We start from the raw sequence: 23,886 nt of genomic DNA on the forward strand, positions 1-23,886 counted from the left end.
AGTAATAAAATAAAATAGACTAGCATATATCTAGTCTATTTCCAAGATGATTCCTCTACCATTAATACGAAAGGCTTCGACATTTAAGCCAAACTTTTAAATCATTTTTGCTAAGATACCATTTATAAAAGCTGGGGAACTATCTTCTCCATATTTCTTAGCAAGCTCTATCCCTTCGTTTACAGAAACCACACCTGGTATATCTTCCTCGAATAGTATTTCATATGTACTAATTCTTAAAATAGCTAGATTCATTTTTGATAGTCTATCCAATTTCCACTTAATTAGATACTTTTCAATATTTTTATCAATTTCCACCCCATGTTCATGAATTCCCGCCAGGACCATTGTAATATATGACATATCAATTTCTTTTAAATCCACATCTGTATACTCTTTGAAGTTTTCAATTATATCCTCATAACTCTCTTTATTTATTGACATTTCAAAAAGTAATTTCATTGCTACTTCTCTTGACTTTCTTCTATTCATTAGTAATCCTCCTAGTTTTTCTATCTTATATCATAATAATCACCATAAAAATATAAAATTAGTTTTAATTGAATTATTATGGAACTAATTATAATTATGTCCAAATTCACATATTTTTAACGACATTTCAGAAGGAAGGTCTCCCACCTATATTAAGTGGAGGCACATACTACAAGAAAAAGAAAACTTCAATAGATGTCTAAATTTCCTTCTGAAGTCGTTAATATTGCAGCTGCGAAGGTGATGATTTAACGTGGAAACACCCTCTGATTAGAGAGGGTGTTTCTTACTATGATTCTATTTCCTCTACCTTTTCTGTTTTGGGTAGTACAACATTTTGTACATACACATTTACTGCTGAAACTGCAAGGCCAGTCATTAGCTCTACAGATTTTTTTACATTTATTTGTGCTTTCTCCGTTACTTCTGGAATTTTAACTCCATATTCAACTACAATGTGTAAATCAATTACTGCACTATTTTCTCCTACATTGACTTTAACGCCTTTAGATAAATTTTTCTTACCACTTAATATTTGAGTTATTCCACCAACAAGACTAGCACTCATTCCAACAATTCCCTGTATTTCAGCAACAGCGAGTCCCGCTATAACACTAACTACATCCTCTGATATCTTAACAGTACCCATTTCTGTTTCATTTAAAATTTTATCTTCCATATTAGTACCCCCTTGTTTAGCTTAGGTAAAACATGATAATGCTACATTTATTATAGCAGATAAATATTTGATTTACAATTATTATTCTTTGATCTTAACATCAATATTCTCTAACTTTGTTTTACTCATAACAACATCTTGAATAGCACGAAGCTCTTCTTCTGAAAGTTCTTTCTTTGCACTCTTAACAAATATTTCTACCTTGTCATCTACTATACTGCAAAATGCTTGGTCAAATCCTTGAGCTTTTAATGCAATTTCTATGTCTGATTCATTCTGCGTTGACTTTGATACAGCTAAGTATTCATCCCCAGCCTTTTCCTTTTGTTCTTTTGGAGTTTTAGCGTCATCCATTAGTGCTTTAATGTTTTGAAGAGTTTTTGCACTGTTTTGATCTCTTGATAATATTGCTTCCGTAAAAAAGGTTGAAGAACTTTTGTTTTCTTTTAAAGATATTGCGCTTTTCTCTTTACTAAAATCAGCATCATTTACATATAATGGTCCATTTACCTGTGTTGCAAGATATGCTGCACAAACTATAAGCACTACCAAAGTAATAATTATACCAGATTGTTTTTTATTCATAATATTTCCCCCCATCTACCTTTCTAAGAAATTATATGCTAATTATTCATAGGATATACATTAACTTTTTTTTCAGGCAAATTAAATAAATTAATTACTGCCTGTCTAATCCTAAGTTCAGTAACTTTTTCATTTGAACCTTCTGCCACTACGCAAACGCCAGTAATAATGGGCTTGTATTTTTTTACAATTAGTGGTTCATTTGCATTTCCGTTATTGGACATAACAACCGTTCTTCCGTCATTTTTTTGAGTGGTATTTCTTTTCCCTCCTCCGGTATCATTTTCTACTGTTAGACTTTCAGAATCATTTATGTTTACTGCAGGAACACTCTCCTCCCCACTCTCAAAATAGATCATAAGCTGTACCTTTCCAACTCCATTAATTTGTTCCAGTGTTGATTTAAGTTTGTTTTCTAATTGTGATTCATAATCATTTAATCCCAAAATGTTTGTTTCTTTTACAACTTTATCCTTCTGAGTCTCGTCTAAGACAGCTGACGTTGAACTGGTGTTTTTGAAAAAACTACTAGCTAAAACTATTACAACTGCCACTAAGATCATTAATACCAAGTTTCCGAGTAGCTTGTCAGATTTTTTACCCTTACCAATTTTCTTTTTGTCATCACCACCATTTATTTTTGATTTAATATACTCAGTAAATTTACTAAGTAAATCATCATTGTTCATAGAAATCCCCCTCTTCTTTTATTTGCAACCTTAGGCCCATTTATATAAATATAAAATCAGTATGCAATTCTATTTTAATGAGCCTTATGGAATATGTTAATTGCAAGTCCTATGTTTTATGAATTTAATTTATAAACAGTAACAATACTCGCAGATATTTTAAATTTACTACTTAAAAGCCTTTTTATTTTATCCCCTTGTTCACCCTGCAAAATATCTCTTTTAGACGCATTCACACTTTTAGTATTAATTTCTATTTTCCTAATATTTCTGACCCCTTTATCTGCAATTCCAATTTCAATTTTATTAATATTGAATACTGCCTTTTTATCATCATAAACAATGTCTATATCAGCATTGTACTGATTTTCCGGATAAGCTTCTTGTAAATTTATAATACATTGCTTCTCTAAATTCACTTTAAAATTCTCAGTTGTGTTTAGTATATTAATATCTTTATACTTTTGTATATCTGTGACTACGGTACTTGATTCCATATAACTTGTTGCTTTCTTGGAATAAGAATAAAAATCAAAATTCTTATTAAAAATCTTTATTATAGGGTTTATAATTACTACAATTAGCAACAGTCCTAACACAAATTTAGCATATTTTTTCATATTATTATCTGGCAAAATCATCTCAACTGCAGTGATAAAAAACATTGCAATAGTGATGTTGATTACCCAGGCTTTTAATAACTCAATCAAATTAGCACCACCCCCTTTATAAATAGGTTTACAGTGGACAGTTAAGAGCTTAATTGCTTCAACCCATCATTATGCCTTTTCCAGTAGATGCTATTATTGCCACCATTATGAAAAACATTATACTTACAGATATTACACAGGACATTAAAAGAATAATAGAATCCCCTACTGAATTTATACAATCTACTATGCGTTTATCACTTATTGGCTCAATTAGTGCAGCTGTAACTTTATATATAAAAGACATAATTAACAGTTTTATAATTGGCAATAAAACTATTATTAAAATAATAACCAGGCCTAGTCCACTTATGGCATTTTTTAAAAGGAGCGAATATCCTGCTACCGTAGAAATTGCATCAGATAAACATTTCCCAACTACAGGTATAAAATTATCTACTGCAAATTTTGCTGTTTTAATAGTAACTTGATCTATGGTTTTTGCTGCTATGCTTCTTATGGTAATTACCCCAATAAAGACGGTCATTACTATTCCCTGAACCCAAATAGCAATTTGTTTTAAAAGCTTTGTTAAATTACTTATCTTATAATCACTGGATATATTGTTAACAAATTGTAGTACGAAGCCCATAAATATTATAGGAATGAGAATATCCACATAAACTCTAGAACTTATAGTAGCAAAGCCCATTATTACAGGGTCCAGCAGTGTAGCTTCTGTAAATCCTCCCACACTAGCCAGCAGCATCATTAATACTGGCATAAGTGCTGCCATAAAATCTGTCATACTTTGAATTGTGTTTTTAGCCAGGTCTACTCCTATATAAAAACTTTTAGTTATGAGAATGATCATTACACCATAACAGGCAAAATAAGCAATATTGGATAAACTTTCATTACTAAAAGCACTTTGGAGATTATTAAGTAGTGCGCAAACAATAGCAATAACTAAAAGACTCACAATTAACTCCATTGACGCATAAACTTCTTTAAATGTGGCTTTAATAAGGTAATTAGAGATCTTTTTTAAACTAAAACCATTTTCTCCTGTTTTCATAAAGCCATCAACAAAAGCTTTTGGTTGCATATCGTTAAATATCTCATACTTTGTTTTTATATTAGTAATATAATCATATAAATTGCTTATTTCCTTTTGCTGTTTTTCCCCAATTTTACCTATTTCGGTAGCCTGTACACTAATAGGCAAACATATTAAAAGCAATAAAATTATTATTATTTTTTTCATATTATACCTCTACATTATTTTTAGAATAGATTGCATTACTGCCATTAAGATAGGTATTGCTAAAACTAATATCAATATTTTCCCAGAAAACTCAACTTTTGCGCCAATGCTATTTTCACCAGCGTCTCTGCAAATCTCACTGCAAAAGGATGCTAAATAGGCAATTCCTAGTATTTTGAAAACTGTGTTTAAATAAACAACATCAATGTTGGCCCTATTTGCTAGTGTTTGTAAAAAACTCATTATTATTGTAAGTTTGTTTATCATAAATAAAAAAATTAATATTCCTGCTGCAATACTAACTTGAATAGCTAAATCATCCCTTCTGTCTTTAAATATAAAAACAATAAATAAAGCCATAAAAGCAAATGCAACAACTTTAATTATTTCCATAATGCCCCTCCTGTTTCTCTCTGTAACAGATAACAATTTTCAATTATTATCTCCTCTATGCTAAAATTGAAACAAAGTTTTAACAGAAGTAAATAGTTTGCTTACTAGATTTATCACCATCATAAGAATTAATATTACTCCGGCTAAATTTGCAACTACAGCAATGTCTTCCTTACCCCCACTTTTTAAAATCTTGTCAATAATAATTATCAAAATACCTGTTGCCCCTATTTTAAACAGCAAACTAACATCTAACACCAGAAAAACCTCCCCACTATATTAATACTATTACAATCATTGCCCCAAAAGAAAAGCCTAAATATCTGTACATTCTTATATTTTTATTCATAAAATCTTCTGATATTTTAATTTGTTTTTTTAAATTTGCAATTGTCAATGAAAATATACTGATTTGCCCTTCAATATCAGACTCTCCTAAGGTTTTAGATAAATCCAAAATAACATTTATATCATCAGGGTTTAGATATATTCTGTTTTTTATTAAATTCATGGCACTATTCATCGCCTCATATACATTTTCATAGTTATTATCAGATAATAATTCACTAGTTTTATTAAAAAGTTCACCTATAGGCTCTTTGCTTTTTTGTGCTACGCTTTTAAACGCATCTGGCAAAAGAGCATGTACATAAGTTATTTCATTTTGAAGTTGATATATTGCTCTTTGAACTTCATTTAGCTGAAAAACTCTATACTTTAACCTTTCACTATATATAAAACCAGCTAAAGTTGAAGCACTTAAAATCACAGCACATGCAATTATTTTAATCATTTACTGACCTCCATATATCTGTGCCTTTAGTAAAATCATAAATACATTCTATTGTCCCAATTCCTTTTTTGTTAGAAAGCACTATGCCTCTTGAAAATACGTAATTTTCCATAATATCTTTAAAAACTAATCTTTTATACAGATCTTCAATTCCAAAACCATGAATAGTTGTAATTAAACTAATACCAGAATTTAATGCCATTAAAATACTTTCCATATCATTTTGAGTGCCAATTTCATCACATATAATAACGTCAGGTGACATGCTTCTAATAGCCATCATTATCCCTTGGCTCTTTGGACAATTATCTAGTACATCTGTACGAGTGCCTACATCCATTTGTGGTATGCCTTTAAAGGAGCCTGCTATTTCAGACCGTTCATCAATTATAGAAACATTTTTACCATTAAAATTTCTATTTTTATCCCCCTGGGATATAATTCGCGAAATATCTCTTAGTAGAGTTGTTTTTCCACATTTAGGAGGAGATATAATAATTGTATTGCGCACTGAATTATCGTACATAATATAAGGCATTACTTTATCAGCGCAGCCAATAATTTCTTTGCATGCTCTTATGTTTATAGATGATATATCTTTAATAGTTTTTATGCTATTGTTCTCAATAACACAAATCCCACATAGTCCAACTCTATGTCCACCTTTTATAGTTATATATCCCTGTCTGATTTCATCTTCAAACGCATATATTGAGTAATTGCTAATTCTCTGCATTATATATTTAATATCTTCGGTCGTTGCAATATAGTCCCAAATTTCTTCAATATTCCCAATATGAATAAAAATAGGCTTGTTTACTTTTATTCTAAGTTCTTCAAGTTCCTGTATTTTACTAATCTGTTCCAATTTACTTCTAATAGTCTTAGGTAATATTTCAAATAAATCTTTTGTAACTAAAATTTTCATCACCCTCTCATATATAATTTCTATTATGGATTGCTGTAAAATATTCCATATAAATCTAAAAATCATTAGCTTAAACCATTCATTTTACATAATATATGTGGTACTTCTCCAAAAAAGAATAAAAAAAAAGAACCAAATTAGGTTCTTTTCAAATATATAATCTATAACTTATATTTATACTCTTAGCATGTAGTCGCCATTTCTGGTATCTATTCTTATAGTTTCACCTTCATTAACGAACATTGGAACTTGAATTATTGCTCCTGTTTCTACAGTAGCTGGTTTTGTTACACTTGAAGACGTATTGCCACGAACACCTGGTTCAGTAGCTGTTATAACTAGTTCTACAAAATTTGGAGCTTCCACTGAGAAAGCTTCATTTTTATAAAATTTTATTACAGCAAACATATTTTCTTTTAAATATTTTATGGCATCTTCAACTTTTTCATAGTTAAGTGGTATTTGTTCATATGTTTCTTGATCCATAAAGTAGTATAATCCATCTGCTGCATATAAGTACTGCATTTCTTTTCTTTCTATAACTGCCTCTTGTAATTTTGTAGTTGGGTTAAATGTTTTTTCTGTAACCCCTTGATTAATAACATTTCTTAATTTAGTTCTAACAAAAGCAGCCCCCTTACCGGGTTTTACATGTAGAAATTCTATTACTGTATAAACTTGTCCACCTTCATCAAATGTGGTTCCTTTTCTTATATCTCCTGCTGAAATCATTAAGTATCCCTCCAAAATTCATTGTTGATTCAATAACCCATTATATTATAACCTTATTAGATATATTAATACAACTTCTACAGTTATACTGCAGAAATTTTTTTTATCCCAGTAAATTTAAATTTGACTCGTTTATAATTCAAATTTTCATATGTGGTGATCCTTTTAAAATTTTTTTATAATCACAGTAAATATAAACATTACAGTGGAACAATGTTATTTTATCAAAACTTAATGATATTTGCAAATATAATTATGTAATATTTAAATAATTTACTTATTTTTTTTAAAATCAATACTTATAGTTGTAGTTTTAGCCTCTTTATTAATATTAATACTATTTATGCTTAAAATATTTTTACTTTCATTTAAAGAATATAAGGAAGTATGCAATAATTTTATATCTCCGATAAAATCTACAACCATATTACATTTATCTTTATCTATCATATTAATAGTTTTAACTCCAAAATCACTGTTTTTTCTTAAAAGTTCCAAAATGTCACTGTATCCATATTTTTCTACTACCACAAGATTTTTATCCACTGTAGTTTTAGCTACGCTTTGGTTTTTAATCCCATGGATTTTATCCATTACAAAAATTAGTTTAAAAGACAAAATCCCCATTATCATTATTAAAATAGTTAAAATCCCTTTAAATTTTCTATTCTTATACATCACTATACCTATAATATAACTTTGAAGTTAAAATTCCCTTCTTTTTTAATGTTTGGAGTTAATTTTTTAATTGAATAGTGCTCTTCTATTTGTCTTATCACATTAATATATTCCTCATAGTTATTAACTTCAATATCTATTTCCAAATTATCTTTTGTTATATTTATATTCTGGTAGCTGAAATTATTATCCTCAAAAAACTTGCTGAGTCCTTTATATTTTTCAATAATAACTGTATCTTTTTTACGAGTTTCTATAACATTAATAGTTTTATTTTCCCCAGCTTTCTCCCCCTCTGCATTCTTTATCTCATTAGAAATATTTAATATAAGGCTCATCAAAATAATGTTTACTATTAAAACAATTTTAGTACATAATTTAACTTTTTTATTCCATATTCCACTTTTTCTATCTTCGTACCAATTTGGGATGAATGTTTTTTTCACCATACTATCTACCCTTTTATTATCATATATTTTACCAATTGTTCCCGTTTTAAATTTTCTAATATTACCTTAGATAATGTAAGATATTTGAATCCTTCTATATTTAACCCTTCTACATTTGCATAATATATTTTTTTGCATAGTTTAGCATAGTCATTATACTTATCTAAAAACTCATTCATTGCATATGAAAATTTAAATAAGTGCAAATCCACAACCCTTACTATAGTATTAGCCACAATTTCATCGTTATGGCATATTAAAAAATATAAAATACAATTATAATAGAAAACAAATATATAGTTTTTTTCATTGATTTTGCTTGAATAATAATTTTTGAAACAAAATTGAATTAAGTTTACTTTTTTCAATTTTATATTATTATCAATGCAGCTTTCTAATAGGCCTAAGTTGTTTCCACTAAGACAAAAAACTAATATTTCCATATTAAATTTATCTTTTTTAATAAACTTATAGGTAAATGAAATATGATCTATGTCTTTATAATAATATCTTAGTTCATTTTTAATCAAATCATTAATCAGGTACTTTTTCACTAAAGGTAGGGTTACCATTTTAATATAAATCGTCTCACCCTCAACAAGAACATATAGGTTTTTGTTCTTTATGTCCATTTCAAAATCTTTTATATTTGGAGTATCCTTGTAATATGTATTTACATAAGCTATATTGTTAACCTTATTTAATATTATGTTTTTAGAAAATTCTATACCTGAAATTCTTTCTGCAGAAAATTCTAGGAGCATATTCCTTCTAAATTTCATTTTCACCACCACCATTTAATAGTATAATCAGTTGATATAAAGACACTTGCCACGTAGATGGCACCTTAATTATTAGTATAATCAGTTTTTATAAATACCATTTTAAAACTTTCACCATTTCCTTGTAGTTTAAAATAATCATTTCTATTTGCCCCATACTTGTAAGGTGTTGTAAAAATGAATTCATAGGTATTATTAGAATAACTCACCTTAGCTTTTTCATACTTTACTATGTAGTCTTTAGAATTATAAAAGAATTCATTTATTCCTATTTTTTTTATCACCTCATTATTTTCATTAATATAAGTAGAAAATAACGTCATTAAATACTCACTGTATCTTTGATAATTATCTTCTTTAAGTAGGTATTCTTTAGTATTTGTAGAATACTTTACTTCTGACATTTGGATATCAAATATATACATCATTATAATTAAACAAATTATTCCTACTAAAATAGTATAAACCATTATAAAGCCCTTTTTAGTTTGCATTTACTATTGCTAAACACCTCTCCATTGTTTGGCCATTGTACCAGCTCACTTTAATATAAAGTGTTCTTCCAGTTCTTGTAGCCACAAAGCCTTTCACATCATCTATAATTACACTTTTATAGGAACTATCCTCAGGTATACTATATTTTGTACCATATAAGATATAAAGATTGTTTTTGATACATTTTATGTGATTTATAGTGGTTTCATCAGAATAATTTATTTTAATAATATTATCCTCAGTTTTTACTGTACTTGCATCCTTATTCACTTCTTTTTCTATTATTGCTATGGCTTCGTTTAAATAATTAAACCCCTTATTTTCTAATACATTATTTTTATAATTTTTCAAATAAGAGTTGAGCATGATATCTACCACTCCTACCATTAAAAACACCAAACCCATAACAATTACTATTTCTATAAGTGTAACTCCACTTTTTTTCATTTATGGTCGCCTTTATATAAATCACACTGTAATTCTATAATATCCTCTGGACTACCCGAATGTAAGGTCAGCCTTAAAGTGTATACCTTAAATTCACATTTTAAGAAGCTCAATTGTATATAGGAATCCGTAAGGACTACCTTATCTGAAAACACGTCCATTACTCCTTTTTGAATTTTGTTCAAAGTCATATTTTCCTTATTTACAAAAACTCTGTTATTTTTTTGCAACTGCTCTAATCCCTCAAAGCTCATAGAATATATAATATTGTTTTTAAGGCACTCCATTATTGATATATTATTATTTATAGTTTTAATATCCTTTTTTATATTAAGAGAAGTTAAATTGAAGGACATTATGCAAATGAAAATCATAGAGAATATACCTAGGCTGCATAGCATCTCCAATAATGTAAATCCTTTTTTACTTATTGATTTTGACATATGATGTACCTACTCTCATTGTAATTTCGTGTTCTATTAAATTATTATCCCTTAATATTATTGTACATGCATCATTAGTAAAACCGTTTTTATCAATTTCAATGTCTCCATTTGTTCGCCTACCTTGAACTTTGTACAAGGTTATCTTGTTTGAAAATGCTAGTGTATTTACTGTACTAATAGCATTTTCTAAATTTATTTCATTCCTCTCTAAATCAAAAAACATTGTTGCGCTACAAGAATTTTTTCTACAATACATCTTTGAATTATTAATAAAACCTACTGTTGCATTGCAATAATATTCTGCATCTATTTTGTTTTTTACTGATTTATAGAACCTTACAGAAATAACGCTACAGCACACCATTATACTCATAATAGATATAGCTAAAATCATCTCGACCAATGTAAATCCCCTACGCATAAATTCACCTTTCTTATTTAATCATCATCTTCCATGCTGAAATGTCATTAAAATTTGCCCACGGAGTCCATAACGCTTAGCATTGGTAGCATAACCGCAAGTATTATTATTCCTATCATAACACCTAAAAATATTATTAGAATTGGCTCTAGCAGTGCAGTGGCTTTCTCTACGTTTTCCTCTGCATCTTCATAGAAGATATCTGCAGCTATTAAAAACATCTCATCTAAATTACCCGTTTCTTCTCCTATTTTTATCATAGCCACAAAAAATTGTGGAAATAGGTTCATTACATTTAGTGAGCTTGATAAATCTCCTCCTTTTTTAATATCATTAAAAACTGTTTTAAGCTTTAACTTAAAATATCTGTTTCCAATAACATCATGAATTATTTCAAAAGCTTTTACTAGCCCCACCCCACTAGTTAGTAATATATTAAGACCTCTAGTAAATCTTGTGTAAATAATACGTTTGTATACCGGGCCTAATATTGGGCAAACAAATTTAAATTTATCAATAGCCATCTTTCCATTTTCCGTTTTAAAGTATTCTATAAAAATAAAAATAAAAATTAAATTCATCATTAAAATCCATAAAAAGTTCGCTGCTAAAAAGTTACTCATCCCTAAAACCACTCTGGTTAACAATGGGATTTCAGCATGGAAAGAGTTTAAGTTTGTAATAAATACTGGAATTACCTTTATAAACAAAAAAAATGATACAATTGTTAATGTGACAAATACTGTGCAAGGATAAATCATTGAATTAGTAAATTTTTTTAATAGCTTATGCTCTTTTTCATAATAAACCGCCAATTCCTCTAGAATTATATCTAGTTTTCCACTCTCTTCACCTAAATAAATCATATTTATCATAAAATCAGGGTATACATTTATAGTGTTTTTCATACTTCTATGCAGTGAATTACCCTTTTGTACATTTTCTCTAATGCTTAGGAGACTGTTTTTTATAGATTTATGCAACATTTGCTGGTAAAGCAAATTAAGAATGTCACACATTGGAATTCCTGATTTAATACATATTGAAAATTGTTTGCAAAATATAGATATAGTTTTTAAATTGGGTTTAGTAGAAATTTCAGTTATTTTTTTTACACTCCTACATTTTATTAAAAATAATTCTTGTGCGCGAAGTCCTAATGCTAATTCTTCTATACTATCACTTTCACAACTGCCCTTTATTGTTGTTCCATTGGATGTTTTAGCCATATATTTAAATCTCATTTTATATTTCACCCATCACTAATCATCTAAAAAAGCAACTAGTAAGTATGCCATCTTTTTAGATGCCTTATTTAAAATTATAGCTGTGAGTAGCATTTACAAATTCTTCTATTGAGGTTACCCCTCTGCGCACTGCGTCGCTACAACTCTCCATAAATGAATCAGATTTTTTTTCACTGCAATATTTCCAAAGCTCATCACTTATGCCACTTCTTGCTATAATGGATTTATGAACACTATCTAACTTTAGTAATTCATATACCACTGTTCTACCTTTATATCCAGTCTCATTACATTTGTTGCAACCTGCTCCTTTATATATTTTCTCACCCCTATTAAATCCTAAATGCTGAAATTCTTCATTAGTAATCTCATATTCAATTTTACAAAAGCAACATAATTTCCTTATTAATCTCTGAGCAAGTACTACAACTAATGAATCCGCAACTAGATATGATGGAATACCCATATCTATTAGCCTAGATATAGATGTAACAGCATCATTTGTATGAAGAGTTGTTAATACTAAGTGTCCTGTTATTGATGCCCTCACTGCAATTTGTGCCGTCTCTTCATCTCTTATTTCTCCAAGCATTATCACATCTGGATCTTGCCTCAATATACTTCGGAGTCCAGTTGAAAAAGTAAGACCCGCTTTATTGTTTACGTTTACTTGATTAATTCTAGGCATATTATATTCTATTGGGTCTTCTATGGTAATGATATTTTTACTTTTACTATTAATCTCATTTAGTAGTGCATATAGTGTTGTTGATTTTCCGCTTCCTGTGGGTCCTGCCACGACAATCATTCCATGAGAAAGTTTTAATATATCCTTTAAAATCATAACTTTATCAGAGCTAAAGCCTAATGAGTCTAAATTAATAAATCTCTCTAACTTGTATAAAACCCTTATAACTAACTTTTCTCCATACATTGTTGGAAGGGAGGATACCCTAAAATCATAGTCTGTTCCATCTATATTTTCAGTTATCTTACCATCTTGTGGAATTAATTTAGTGGCTATATCCATGTTTGCCATTATTTTTATTCTTGTACATAGGGATTTATATACATTGCTTGGAATTTGATTTATTTCACTAAGAATTCCATCTACTCTCATTCTTAGTATTGCAAATTTCTTAAAGGGTTCTAGATGAATGTCGCTGGCTTCTGCATTTACGGCTTGCTTTAACAAGGAGTTTGTTATTCTTATAACCGGGGCATTTTCAGTCGAAAATTCTGAATGCGCCTCTTCATTTTTTTCACTTTCCTCTAACATATATTCTTTTCTCATTTCTTCAACTGCCACATCCACAATTTGTTTTCCATAGCAGTTTTCAATGGCCTCTGAAATATTACTAGCTAGTGCAAAGAATACTTTGATTTTTTTGTTTGTAATAAATTTAAGCTCATCAATAACTTTTATTTCAAATGGATTTGAAAAAGCAACATGCACTTCATTACTATTATCATAAAAGGGTATTACCCCATACCTATTAGCTACCTCCTTGGATATTAGTTTAAATGCTTGATTTTTTTTACTATTAGATTCCAGATCCGTATAAGATATGTTAAAATCATTCTCTACTATTAAAATAAGCTGATTTAAATCTATTTTTATGTCCCGTAGAATTATTTGTTCTTCACTGCAATTGTTCTTAAGTGAAATCGCCTTTACTTCTTTATACTCTTCCTCTGTAATTAGGTTTTTGTCTAATAATAATTGGAGTAGATTTTTTTTCATGTTATTATTTTACCTTTTCTTATATTAAATTTTTATAGGATCCTTTTGTAATTTTTGTCCACTTTTATAATTTTATTCACCTTTTAGGTCAGAAATTTTCGACAAAATAAAAAACATTGGTCAGAAGTTTTCGACAAAATAAAAAGCAACTGCGCTATTGTTAAATAGACAGTTGCTTTAAATCATCACCTTCTGAAATGTCATTAAATTAATTTAGAAAAAAACATCCTTCAAAGGTTACTTCTGCTGGACCTGTCATCAGAACCTCGTCTTTAGCAATCTCTACGTTAAGCACTCCACCGGGAACCTGTACCTCTACGCTTTTATCAATATATCCCAGTATGCTTGCTGCTACCACAGATGCACAACTACCCGTACCACAGGCTAAGGTAGGTCCTGCACCTCTTTCCCAAGTTTTGACCCTTATGATACCTCTTCCTACTATTTCGCAAAAATTTACATTTGTTTTTTCTGGGAATAGACTGTGTCTTTCAATATGCTTCCCTTCCTCAACCTGATAATCTTCCTGCGTTCCAAAAACAATAGTATGTGGTACTCCCATAAACAATGAAGTAATGTAATACTCTTTATGGTTAGCCTCTATCTTTTTATTAATTATTTCAGACCCAGATAACGCAGGAATACTACTAGGATTAAAATTATATTTCCCCATATTTATAGTTACACTTTCCGCTCTTCCATTTTTAATGCATATATTGGCTAGCTTTACGCCATCACCCGTTTCTATTTTCATGCTTTCTTGCTCTACATATTTTTTTTCAAAAACGTACTTCGCAAAGCACCTTATGCCATTTCCACACATAGATGCATAAGAACCATCAGCATTAATAATTATCATCTGAATATCTGCTATATTACTTTTTGTAACTATTAAAATCCCATCTGCACCTATTCCAAAATGTCTATCACAAAGTTTTATGGCCAATCCTTCCAAATTAGCATATTTGCCATCAAAATCTTCAATAACAATAAAATCATTTCCCGTTCCCTGCATTTTTGTAAAATTTATAATTTCCAAATAGCTCCTCCTTCTTGCAATACACCTAGTACGACTTTTCAATAATTTTCTTTAATGGTATAATATAAATATAACTTAACTTATTAATATTATATTATATAATGTGTTATTTACAAAGCATAAGTGTATAAATTTATAAAGTTTTAACAACATTTCAGAAGGAAAGGGTGATATGTATGGCATTAGATGGAATTTATTTATCTAGCCTCATTGAGGAAATAAAAGATGTTATTATAGATTGCAGAGTTGATAAAGTAACCCAACCAGAAAAAGATGAAATCATATTAAGTTTTAAAAAGAATAGAAAAATATATAAGCTATTAATAAGTTCAAGTTCAAACTATCCCAGAATCCATTTTACAGAATTTAATAAAGATAACCCAGCACAAGCACCTATATTTTGTATGGTTTTAAGGAAATATTTAAATACTGCAACGGTTTTAGATGTAAGACAAATAAACTCAGATAGGTTGCTAATTATAGACTTTAAAAGTAGTGATGAATTAGGCTTTGATAGTGTCTACTCACTTATAATTGAAATAATGGGTAGGCATAGTAATATTAGCTTAGTCCGTACCCGTGACAATTTAGTTATGGATAGCATAAAGCACGTTACAGCAGATGTTAACACTTTTAGAGTTTTATTTACTGGTGTGGATTATGCATACCCTCCTATTTCTACAAAACTAGATCCTTTTAATTTTAGTTATGATGATTTCTATGAGTATATAACTACTAAAGAAATACAATTCAAAGAAAAATTCTTTACAGGTACTTTCACAGGAATAAGTTCTAAACTCTCCTCTGAACTCTTGTATAGGTATTCTTCTCAATATACTGATTTTGATTTAGAACATGCCAAACACATTTATGACTTTACAGCAAATATTTTTAAATCACTATCTAAAAATACTTTTTTAGCTTCCTATACTGTGAAAGGTAAACTAGAAGATTTCCATTGTGTTAAGCTTACCTCTTTAAAAGATTGTGAATGCGAAGAGTATGATTCACCCTCTAAATTAATAGAAAATTTTTATTTTCAAAAGGATAACCATGACAGGTTAAATACTAAAAGCGCAAGCCTTCAAAAAATAGTTCATAACAATATTAATCGTTGTGATAAAAAGGTAAAAATACTTGTGGAGACCTTAAAAGAATGTGATACTAAAGGCTCTTATATGTTAAATGGTGAACTCTTAACTGCTAATATATACTCTCTTAAAAAGGGTGACAAATTTGCTGATCTTGTGAATTATTATAGTGAAAATGGGGAGTCCATAAAAATCAAACTTGATGAAAATAAAACTCCCTCACAAAATATTCAGTACTACTACAAAAAATATAATAAATTTAAGATAGCAGAGGAAATGGCCACAATTCAAATGGAACTTACTGAAAACGAATTGAAATATCTACATTCTGTACTTACTAACATAATAAATGTAGAAAACTATAATGGAATTGAAGATATTAAAAATGAATTAATAGAAACTGACTATATTGCATTAAAAAAACACACTAAAGGTAAAAATAAAAAGACAAAGGCAACTAAGCCTATGCACTTTGTTTCAAGTGATGGCATTGATATTTATGTAGGTAGAAATAATATTCAAAATGATTTCCTAACATTAAAACTTGCCCATAAAAATGATATGTGGCTTCACACAAAGGAAATTCCAGGTTCTCACGTTATTATTAAAAATTTTGGTGATATACCTGAAACCACACTACTAGAAGCTGGCAACTTATCAGCATTTTTTAGTAAATCTAAAAACTCTTCTAGTGTGCCTGTTGATTATACTCAGGTTAAAAATGTAAAGAAGCCTTCTGGTGCAAAACCTGGAATGGTTATTTACTCTACAAATAAAACTATGTATATAACACCTTGCGAAAGTACTTTAAAAAGGGTTGAATAAAAAATAGGAACGTGACCTATGGAAATTCCATACTAACGATGTATCTACATCATCCAAGGAAAAGTTCTTGCGCTTCGGTGAAACGGAATCAAATAGTATGTATTTTAACAATAGAAAAAGCAACCCAAAATCAACGGGTTTGATTTTGGGTTGCAAAAAATAAAACATGCTAATTATTTAAGATACCTCAACTACATTAAAGCCTTCTTTTTGTGCTTCATCCACAAAATTAGTTTCATCAATATGCATACAATAAACTTGTTTTCTATATTCTTTTGGAATGATTTCACTTAAAACTCTTAATGATGTGTGAACATTACCATCAAAATCATTAAGGCATGTATCATGATATATTAGATTACCTAACTTTAAAAAAGGAATTACATCTAAATTAGTCTCATATGTGTCTCCACTATAGAAAATATCATTTCCTTTATCAAATTTTAAGATATACGAATAGGTGTTAACTGCTTTAGAATGCTTAGTTAACGAAGGTGAAAATTCTAATTCTAAAGAATCAATTCTTCTATTTTCAGTATCAATGATAATAAAACTCTGGTTTTCAATTAAACCAACAAGTTCTAAAAAATTTCTTATTTTATCTTTCTCATAAAAGTAAACCTTTGTCACTATTTTATATTTCCAATAGCAAAATCCAATGAAGCTACCTAATGAACCTATGTGGTCTGAATGCATATGGGTAATCAAAACATGTACATTTTTTATTTCCTCAATTAAATCTTTTTCAACAATTGTTTTAAATACAGCATCTCCACAATCTAACAGTAAAAGTGTTTCATTTTTTATCATGTAAGCAGAAGTATTTCCTTCATTAGTAGTATATCCTGCTCCTCTTCCAAGGAATTTCAGTCTATTCATATCATCACTCCTAAAAAGTTATTTGACGTTATATTTCAAACCTTTCATATACATTAATCTTAAAACTATCTGGAGTAAGAATAAAATGTCCTACATCAATATAATTGGGTTTACTTATACCTAAAGGTTTACTTTTTTTAAAAATATTTAATAGTTCTTGAGTTTGTTCAGGTGAAATCTTTTCTAAGAAACGACAAATAGTAGCATGTGCCCCCCAAGGAAATTTAAGCTCAATTCCATATTCATGTGCATATCCAATTATTTTACTTGCATTTTCAAAAAAAGCGAGATTAGGAATTCCCCCAACAATTCCGCTATCTTGATTCATCAAGCACTCATAATACTCTATTTCTACTTTCTTGATTAATGAAGAGTTATTACAAACTATACTGGAGAGATTCTCTAACTTCTCTTTTACAGGGCTAAAACCATCTACCACTTGATACGTAGCTAACGTAGTGTGCATGTTGCTCCTGTCATATTTAATGGAAGAAGTGACTTGACTAATTTTTTCAGTAAACTTCTCTACACCAATCATTATATTCTCTGAATGTCTAAGAGCAATAATATATCCTCCTTTATTATCAGATATTTGTGGGATTAGTCCCTCTGCCTGGATTTTAGATGTATCTCTAAACTCAGCATATATCTTTTCCTGTTTCGCAAGGAATTCGTGAAAAACCATTTAATCACCTCTCATTCAAATCGATTTTTACCTCCTTCGTAAAATTTTGTTTGCAATATTTTTCTAATTTATATCTATGCTTATTATCATTATAGTTAAAAGGATCAATTTTAATGAATGATATTTATTATAAGCAAACTCTATGACTGTTTATTTTGCTTACTATACTCCGTCATAAAATACGACTACGAAACAACTTATAGATAGATTGCACCATTTAATACCAAAAACAACATTCAATTATGTATTTTGTATCCATAGCAAACACAAACTTCCAGTTTATGTCACGACCTCGGGGAACGTAATAATAACTGGAAGTTATTGTTTGCTATTAAGGAATTCTAATGGGATTTCAATATTTCTGCTCTTCTTATTTCAAGTCACGCAGGAGAAAGTCCATAAATGCCATTTTGAAGATTACTAACAAATCTATCTGGTTTCTTACCCACAGTATCTGGATCTAATATTCCCTCTGTGAATTTTGAAAGATAATACTTTAAATTTTCTTCTAACTCTGTTCCTTCTAAAGTTAATTTTTCACTTTTAAAATTAGATAAAATCAGCACTTGTTCAGTCAAACATTTTTTAAGTTGTGTTTTCATTCAGTTCCCCCCACCTTTTTTTATCAGTATTAAATACCATTATTCAAATATCGCAAATTAATATTGATTAAAAATTTATGAATATTGCGTACTAATGTCATATTATTTTCTCAGTTTATTTAAAAAAAGCATAACTTTAAATCTTCTCATCATTATAATTCCATAATCCTAGATGTCCATTTACTTCTAGCGGTTAAAATCCTGCTTTTTTTATAAATAGCAAACATAAACTTTCATTTTATGTCACGACATCGAGGGACGTAACAATAACTGGAAGTTATTGTTTGCTAAATAAGTTGGGTCGAACTTTTAGAATATTGTGAATCAACTTAAGTCTATATGCTATATTATTCCACACATTTAAAACTCTTAAATTGCAAATTAGAATTTACATGCTAATAGAACTTTAAGATTGCATTAAATTTCTAAGAAAGTCAGCTGTTGATAAAACTTCTTTAATATTTTTTTCGTTCTTCATATTTAATTTTACATATTGCATAATTTTTCTAATATCAGTTAATGAATTTTCAAATAACTCATTCATCCAATTATATTTTGGAAAAAGCCACACATGAAAGTGGTTTGAACGTTCTTCTTGAATAATAACTACTTCATTGATATCACTAATCTCATTTAAAGCTAATCTAGATTTATATATCAGGTTAGTAAGCTCTGTTACTTCATCTAAAGTAAATTGAGCAATTGATCTTAGATGTTTTTTTGATGCTATGATGAGAAAGCCCTTTAGAGGAATTTCTAAATCTTGCTGTATAAAAAAATTCTCTGTTTCCTTTATGATTCCGCCTGGAGGTATAATATTACCTTTACCTATTTCACAACCAATACATTCAGACTTCCACTCATTATTCATAAAATCTTTCATTATAATTCACTCCTTCTTTTTCTATATCTATAAATAAATACGAACCAGAATTGTTAAAGTTACAATATTCTACGACTACGAAACAACTTATAGATGGATTATACCATTTAATACCATGAAATAACATTCAATTATGTATTTTGTAACCATATCCTAGGTGAAATCCATGATTTTTTTAAAATATATAATTAGTTTTCTAATTCATTCAGCGAAATATAAGTCAAAAAATAAGACAAAGAATATATGTATAATATATCCCTTGTCTTATCTTCATTTAAAAATCCTCATAACCCTTCCAACAGTAGGATAGCGAATCCCTTGTCCTTCTACAGTAAGATGCATGATAGTATGAGCTTTCTCCAAAGTGACTTGCAATAAGAAGCGAAAAAACATTGAAATTCAATTTACAAATTCTTCTTTTTCCAATATAAAATTCTCGTAAGCCTGACAGGAAGCATAACAATTAATAATTGTTATGTCCCCCAGCGACCTACCCAGAGGTGGCTAGCGAACCTGAGCCAGGAAGGCGAATGTGAGTGTTAGAGAATTTTATATTGGAAAAAGATTAGAATTTGTTAATTGAATTTCACGTTTCGAGCTCATATTGCAAGGCACGGCGGAGAATTTTCATAGCTAGAACTCTTACTCTTCTTTTTTCTTTCTAGGTATTTCTTTTATATATTGGTAATAATAACATAAAAGTCTTCCATTATATAATTTCCTATTTTTATCTGCTTTATTTCCAAAGTCCTTTTGAAAGTCACCATTGGCGGTTATTACAAAGCAAGACCATTCATTTAGACTTCTATACATCTCTCCAAGATCAACCTGAAGTCTTTTTATTTCTGCTACTTCTCCTAATCTTTCTCCATAAGGTGGGTTTGTTATTATAACTCCATATTTCTGCCTAGAGGTAAAACTTTGCATTGGTATTTTTTGAAATTTTATAAAGTCCTTAACTCCGGCTTTTTCGGCATTAGCTATGGCTGTTCGAAGTAAACTTCCATCAATATCTGAAGCTAATATCTCGATTTCATTATTATTTACAGTTTTTCTTGCACCTTCGCGTACTTGCTCCCATATATCAGTCTCAATATTTGGCCAAGTTTCACTAACAAATTTTCTATTTATCCCTGGAGCAATATTTTTCGCTATAAGAGCTGCTTCTATGGCTATAGTCCCCGAACCGCAAAGGGGGTCAGCTAAAACTCTTGAACTATCCCATTTACTTATTAGCACAAGGGCTGCAGCTAAAGTCTCTTTAAGTGGTGCCTCACCAGCATATTCTCTATATCCTCTTTTATGCAGTCCCACACCTGAAGTATCTACGGATAGTGTTACTATATCCCTTAGAATCGCAACCTCTATCTTATACTCTGGGCCCTCCTCTGAAAACCATTCACTATCATATTTTTTCTTCATAGACTCAACTACTGCCTTTTTTACTATACCTTGGCAATCTGGCACACTATGAAGCTGTGATTTCACAGATTTACCTACAATATGCATATTGCCGTTTTCTGGTATTAAATTACCCCAATCAACTGCCAGCGTTCCTTGAAATAGCTCTTCAAAAGACAAGGCCTTAAATTCAGCCATCTTTATAAAAAGTCTTTCTGCTGTTCTAAGCCAAGTATTGCATATAGCAATGTCCATTTCATCGCCTTCAAAAGTTACTCTTCCATTTTCAACCTTTAAATCTTCGTATCCTAGTGCTTTTAGTTCTTTTGCTGTTACTGCTTCTATTCCAAAAGTAGTAGTGGCAATTAAAGTATACATCATATATTTATCTCTCCTATTTCTTCTTTTCTTTAGTCATCTTAAAAAAATAACTAGTAAGTATGCTAGTTACTCATTTAAGATACTTTATTGTTAGTATCACTCATATTATAATATCTCTATTTGTTATTATTGTCTAGAAATTTTAAATTTGAATCTAAATAAAAATACAAGTGCCAGAATTAAATCTGACACTTATTTTTAAAAATTATACTAATTATCTCCTGACTTGCTCTTTTCAGGTAAAACTAAGTTCAGTATTATGCCCACCAGGGTTGCAAGGGCTACCCCTGCAATCTCAAATTCTCCACCTGCAAATGGGAACTTAATGCCTCCTCCACCAACACCTAAAACTATTATCACTGAAGCAATTATAAGATTTCTCTTTTTACTAAAATCAACTTTATCTTCCACAAAAATTCTAAAACCAGAGGAAGCAATTATTCCAAATAACATTACACTAACTCCCCCGATTACTGGAAGTGGAATATTGCCTATTACTGCTGAAACTGGTCCTATAAAGGATAATATAATTGCTATTATTGCAGCTCCTCCAATAACCCAAACACTGTAGACCTTTGTAATTGCCATAACTCCTATATTCTCACCGTAAGTGGTATTAGGCGGTCCTCCCACAAACCCTGCAAACATTGTAGCAATTCCGTCTCCCAAAATTGATCTGTGTAGCCCTGGATCTTTTGTGAAGTCACGGCCGCAAACATTACTTGTAACATATACATGACCAATATGTTCTGCAAGTGTAACAAAAGCTACTGGAGCCATAAGCATAATAGCATTTATATTAAAGGTTGGCAAAACAAAACTTGGTAATGTAAAAAATTTCGCTTTAGCTATTTCCTGTAGAGCTTCCTTTGGAATTACTCCAAGGGACATAGAAAGTGCATATCCAATTACCATAGCAATGAGTATGGGTACTACCCCGAAAAATCCTTTGAAATACATAGTACCTATTATAGCAATTGCAAGAGTTGACATTGATACAAATATCCATGCGCCTCTAGATACACCTTCAAGTGCTGGAGTTGTAAAGGTTGAATTTAGACCTGCCCAATTTATTGCAACTGAAGCGAGACTTAGTCCTATTACAATTACAACCGAACCTACCACCACTGGAGATAACATTCTATCTAACCATTTGGTTCCTGCAAATTTAATAATTAAAGCTACAATTACATATACAAACCCTGCAGCAATAATTCCCGATAACATAGAACTTTGTCCATATGCCTTTGTGGCTACACCCATAGGTCCAATAAACGCAAAGGATGAACCTACATATGCAGGGAGCTTAGCTTTTGTACATAAAATATATAGTAATGTTCCCACACCACTACAAAACAGTGCAATTGAAGGACTAAGACCTGTAAGCATTGGTACAAGTATAGTTGCTCCTACCATAGCAAATAAGTGCTGGAAGCTTAGGGGGAGAGTCTTAAGTATTGGTAATTTTTCATTAACATCTACAATATTATTCATTTGTTCCTCCTTTTAGTCTCGCTGGACTATTTTAAAAGATTATTTATCTTCTTCGAAGTTATATCTCATATATACTTACTGAATCACTTTCGTCAATTTCTAAAAGCTCCACAGAAATCATTTCCTTTCCTGAAGTTGGTATGTTTTTCCCTACATAATCTGCTCTAATAGGTAACTCTCTGTGTCCTCTATCTACTAAAACCGCGAGTTGTATCATTTGAGGCCTACCACTTGCTATTATTGCATCAATTGCAGCTCTGGCAGTTCTTCCGGTATACAATACATCATCTACTAAAATTATTTTTTTCCCTCTTACGTCTATACCTAGTTCTGCATTGTTTAAAACTGGTTGCTCATTTATAGAGGTAAGGTCATCTCTATATAAAGTAATATCAACACTGCTTACGGGAACTTTAGTTCCTTCAATCTGTTCTATTAATAGAGCAATTCTTTTTGCAATTGGTACCCCTCTTCTTTTTATTCCTACAAGGATAATATCCTCTATTCCCTTGTTTTTTTCAATAATTTCATGAGCTACTCTTGTCAATGTTCTTTGTATGGCTTTTTCATCTAATAGCACTGATTTAAATTCCATAACTTTGCCCCCCTATTAAATAATATTTTTTACTTTTATTTTTAAAATATAAAAAAGCCTTTACCATAAAGGTAAAGGCATACTATACGCATAA

Annotated in this window: 30 protein-coding genes; 1 reads left to right on the forward strand and 29 read right to left on the reverse strand. The window is 30.0% G+C overall.

Features of this window, described 5'->3' with window-relative positions:
* Nucleotides 1-96 precede the first annotated feature (96 nt).
* From nusB to dapF, 21 genes are all read right to left on the reverse strand, one after another.
* The gene (gene nusB / locus ACREV6_RS22365) at nucleotides 97-492 is read right to left on the reverse strand and encodes a transcription antitermination factor NusB (RefSeq protein ID WP_431580260.1); all 396 of its coding nucleotides are present in this window, start codon (nucleotides 490-492) and stop codon (nucleotides 97-99) included.
* A gap of 289 nt (nucleotides 493-781) precedes the next feature.
* The gene (locus ACREV6_RS22370) at nucleotides 782-1,171 is read right to left on the reverse strand and encodes an Asp23/Gls24 family envelope stress response protein (RefSeq protein WP_431580261.1); all 390 of its coding nucleotides are present in this window, start codon (nucleotides 1,169-1,171) and stop codon (nucleotides 782-784) included.
* Nucleotides 1,172-1,252: 81 nt separating this feature from the next.
* Complete coding sequence (locus tag ACREV6_RS22375) at nucleotides 1,253-1,756, reverse strand: SpoIIIAH-like family protein (protein WP_431580262.1); 504 nt, start codon at nucleotides 1,754-1,756, stop codon at nucleotides 1,253-1,255.
* Between the two features lie 38 nt (nucleotides 1,757-1,794).
* Nucleotides 1,795-2,445 (reverse strand): stage III sporulation protein AG, encoded by a 651-nt coding sequence (gene spoIIIAG, locus ACREV6_RS22380; protein ID WP_431580263.1) that lies wholly within the window; start codon nucleotides 2,443-2,445, stop codon nucleotides 1,795-1,797.
* Between the two features lie 116 nt (nucleotides 2,446-2,561).
* Nucleotides 2,562-3,155 (reverse strand): stage III sporulation protein AF, encoded by a 594-nt coding sequence (gene spoIIIAF, locus ACREV6_RS22385; RefSeq protein ID WP_431580264.1) that lies wholly within the window; start codon nucleotides 3,153-3,155, stop codon nucleotides 2,562-2,564.
* Nucleotides 3,156-3,213: 58 nt separating this feature from the next.
* The gene (gene spoIIIAE / locus ACREV6_RS22390) at nucleotides 3,214-4,362 is read right to left on the reverse strand and encodes a stage III sporulation protein AE (protein WP_431580265.1); all 1,149 of its coding nucleotides are present in this window, start codon (nucleotides 4,360-4,362) and stop codon (nucleotides 3,214-3,216) included.
* 9 nt (nucleotides 4,363-4,371) lie between these two features.
* Nucleotides 4,372-4,755 carry a stage III sporulation protein AD gene (spoIIIAD, locus tag ACREV6_RS22395; protein WP_431580266.1) on the reverse strand — a complete coding sequence of 128 codons (384 nt, stop codon included), beginning with the start codon at nucleotides 4,753-4,755 and terminating at the stop codon, nucleotides 4,372-4,374.
* Between the two features lie 60 nt (nucleotides 4,756-4,815).
* Complete coding sequence (gene spoIIIAC, locus ACREV6_RS22400) at nucleotides 4,816-5,013, reverse strand: stage III sporulation protein AC (RefSeq protein WP_164955803.1); 198 nt, start codon at nucleotides 5,011-5,013, stop codon at nucleotides 4,816-4,818.
* Between the two features lie 16 nt (nucleotides 5,014-5,029).
* Entirely contained in the window at nucleotides 5,030-5,548 is a 519-nt protein-coding gene (spoIIIAB, locus tag ACREV6_RS22405; RefSeq protein ID WP_431580267.1) for a stage III sporulation protein SpoIIIAB, read from the reverse strand.
* A complete protein-coding gene (spoIIIAA, locus tag ACREV6_RS22410; protein ID WP_431580268.1) occupies nucleotides 5,541-6,476 on the reverse strand; it encodes a stage III sporulation protein AA in 936 nt (311 codons plus the stop codon). Before spoIIIAA ends, spoIIIAB begins: the two co-directional genes overlap by 8 nt.
* 174 nt (nucleotides 6,477-6,650) lie before the next feature.
* Nucleotides 6,651-7,208: an elongation factor P gene (gene efp, locus ACREV6_RS22415; protein WP_216296641.1), complete on the reverse strand. Its 558-nt coding sequence runs from the start codon at nucleotides 7,206-7,208 to the stop codon at nucleotides 6,651-6,653.
* Between the two features lie 273 nt (nucleotides 7,209-7,481).
* Nucleotides 7,482-7,802: a hypothetical protein gene (locus ACREV6_RS22420; RefSeq protein ID WP_431580269.1), complete on the reverse strand. Its 321-nt coding sequence runs from the start codon at nucleotides 7,800-7,802 to the stop codon at nucleotides 7,482-7,484.
* Nucleotides 7,803-7,894: 92 nt separating this feature from the next.
* Entirely contained in the window at nucleotides 7,895-8,335 is a 441-nt protein-coding gene (locus tag ACREV6_RS22425; protein ID WP_431580270.1) for a hypothetical protein, read from the reverse strand.
* Between the two features lie 5 nt (nucleotides 8,336-8,340).
* Nucleotides 8,341-9,117 carry a hypothetical protein gene (locus ACREV6_RS22430; RefSeq protein WP_431580271.1) on the reverse strand — a complete coding sequence of 259 codons (777 nt, stop codon included), beginning with the start codon at nucleotides 9,115-9,117 and terminating at the stop codon, nucleotides 8,341-8,343.
* Between the two features lie 65 nt (nucleotides 9,118-9,182).
* Nucleotides 9,183-9,611 carry a hypothetical protein gene (locus ACREV6_RS22435; protein WP_431580272.1) on the reverse strand — a complete coding sequence of 143 codons (429 nt, stop codon included), beginning with the start codon at nucleotides 9,609-9,611 and terminating at the stop codon, nucleotides 9,183-9,185.
* Nucleotides 9,601-10,059, reverse strand: coding sequence for a hypothetical protein (locus ACREV6_RS22440; protein ID WP_431580273.1), 459 nt, complete (start codon nucleotides 10,057-10,059; stop codon nucleotides 9,601-9,603). The genes ACREV6_RS22435 and ACREV6_RS22440 overlap by 11 nt, the downstream gene beginning before the upstream one ends.
* Nucleotides 10,056-10,502 carry a type II secretion system protein gene (locus ACREV6_RS22445; RefSeq protein ID WP_431580274.1) on the reverse strand — a complete coding sequence of 149 codons (447 nt, stop codon included), beginning with the start codon at nucleotides 10,500-10,502 and terminating at the stop codon, nucleotides 10,056-10,058. Before ACREV6_RS22445 ends, ACREV6_RS22440 begins: the two co-directional genes overlap by 4 nt.
* Entirely contained in the window at nucleotides 10,483-10,926 is a 444-nt protein-coding gene (locus ACREV6_RS22450; protein ID WP_431580275.1) for a PulJ/GspJ family protein, read from the reverse strand. Before ACREV6_RS22450 ends, ACREV6_RS22445 begins: the two co-directional genes overlap by 20 nt.
* 47 nt (nucleotides 10,927-10,973) lie before the next feature.
* The gene (locus ACREV6_RS22455; RefSeq protein ID WP_431580276.1) at nucleotides 10,974-12,170 is read right to left on the reverse strand and encodes a type II secretion system F family protein; all 1,197 of its coding nucleotides are present in this window, start codon (nucleotides 12,168-12,170) and stop codon (nucleotides 10,974-10,976) included.
* A 67-nt stretch (nucleotides 12,171-12,237) separates the two neighbouring features.
* The gene (locus ACREV6_RS22460; RefSeq protein WP_431580277.1) at nucleotides 12,238-13,917 is read right to left on the reverse strand and encodes a GspE/PulE family protein; all 1,680 of its coding nucleotides are present in this window, start codon (nucleotides 13,915-13,917) and stop codon (nucleotides 12,238-12,240) included.
* A gap of 208 nt (nucleotides 13,918-14,125) precedes the next feature.
* Nucleotides 14,126-14,947, reverse strand: a complete 822-nt coding sequence (gene dapF / locus ACREV6_RS22465) for a diaminopimelate epimerase (protein WP_431580503.1) — start codon at nucleotides 14,945-14,947, stop codon at nucleotides 14,126-14,128.
* Nucleotides 14,948-15,132: 185 nt separating this feature from the next.
* Here dapF and ACREV6_RS22470 point away from each other — a divergent pair, with 185 nt between their 5' ends.
* Nucleotides 15,133-16,872: an Rqc2 family fibronectin-binding protein gene (locus tag ACREV6_RS22470; RefSeq protein WP_431580278.1), complete on the forward strand. Its 1,740-nt coding sequence runs from the start codon at nucleotides 15,133-15,135 to the stop codon at nucleotides 16,870-16,872.
* Between the two features lie 177 nt (nucleotides 16,873-17,049).
* Here ACREV6_RS22470 and ACREV6_RS22475 read toward each other — a convergent pair whose 3' ends face one another.
* The 8 genes from ACREV6_RS22475 to pyrR form a co-directional block, all read right to left on the reverse strand.
* Nucleotides 17,050-17,751, reverse strand: a complete 702-nt coding sequence (locus tag ACREV6_RS22475; protein WP_431580279.1) for an MBL fold metallo-hydrolase — start codon at nucleotides 17,749-17,751, stop codon at nucleotides 17,050-17,052.
* 28 nt (nucleotides 17,752-17,779) lie between these two features.
* Nucleotides 17,780-18,436, reverse strand: a complete 657-nt coding sequence (locus tag ACREV6_RS22480; RefSeq protein ID WP_431580280.1) for a hypothetical protein — start codon at nucleotides 18,434-18,436, stop codon at nucleotides 17,780-17,782.
* Between the two features lie 380 nt (nucleotides 18,437-18,816).
* Nucleotides 18,817-19,038 carry a hypothetical protein gene (locus ACREV6_RS22485; RefSeq protein WP_431580281.1) on the reverse strand — a complete coding sequence of 74 codons (222 nt, stop codon included), beginning with the start codon at nucleotides 19,036-19,038 and terminating at the stop codon, nucleotides 18,817-18,819.
* A 406-nt stretch (nucleotides 19,039-19,444) separates the two neighbouring features.
* Nucleotides 19,445-19,921, reverse strand: coding sequence for an HIT family protein (locus ACREV6_RS22490; protein ID WP_431580282.1), 477 nt, complete (start codon nucleotides 19,919-19,921; stop codon nucleotides 19,445-19,447).
* The gene (locus ACREV6_RS22495; protein ID WP_431580283.1) at nucleotides 19,902-20,048 is read right to left on the reverse strand and encodes a hypothetical protein; all 147 of its coding nucleotides are present in this window, start codon (nucleotides 20,046-20,048) and stop codon (nucleotides 19,902-19,904) included. Before ACREV6_RS22495 ends, ACREV6_RS22490 begins: the two co-directional genes overlap by 20 nt.
* Before the next feature lie 515 nt (nucleotides 20,049-20,563).
* The gene (locus ACREV6_RS22500) at nucleotides 20,564-21,703 is read right to left on the reverse strand and encodes a THUMP domain-containing class I SAM-dependent RNA methyltransferase (RefSeq protein WP_431580284.1); all 1,140 of its coding nucleotides are present in this window, start codon (nucleotides 21,701-21,703) and stop codon (nucleotides 20,564-20,566) included.
* A gap of 210 nt (nucleotides 21,704-21,913) precedes the next feature.
* Nucleotides 21,914-23,197 (reverse strand): uracil permease, encoded by a 1,284-nt coding sequence (gene uraA, locus ACREV6_RS22505; protein ID WP_431580285.1) that lies wholly within the window; start codon nucleotides 23,195-23,197, stop codon nucleotides 21,914-21,916.
* Nucleotides 23,198-23,255: 58 nt separating this feature from the next.
* Entirely contained in the window at nucleotides 23,256-23,792 is a 537-nt protein-coding gene (gene pyrR / locus ACREV6_RS22510; RefSeq protein ID WP_431580286.1) for a bifunctional pyr operon transcriptional regulator/uracil phosphoribosyltransferase PyrR, read from the reverse strand.
* Between the last annotated feature and the right edge of the window lie 94 nt (nucleotides 23,793-23,886).

This window comes from Clostridium sp. (assembly GCF_050717515.1).
In the GTDB taxonomy this organism is placed as follows: domain Bacteria; phylum Bacillota; class Clostridia; order Clostridiales; family Clostridiaceae; genus Clostridium_AD.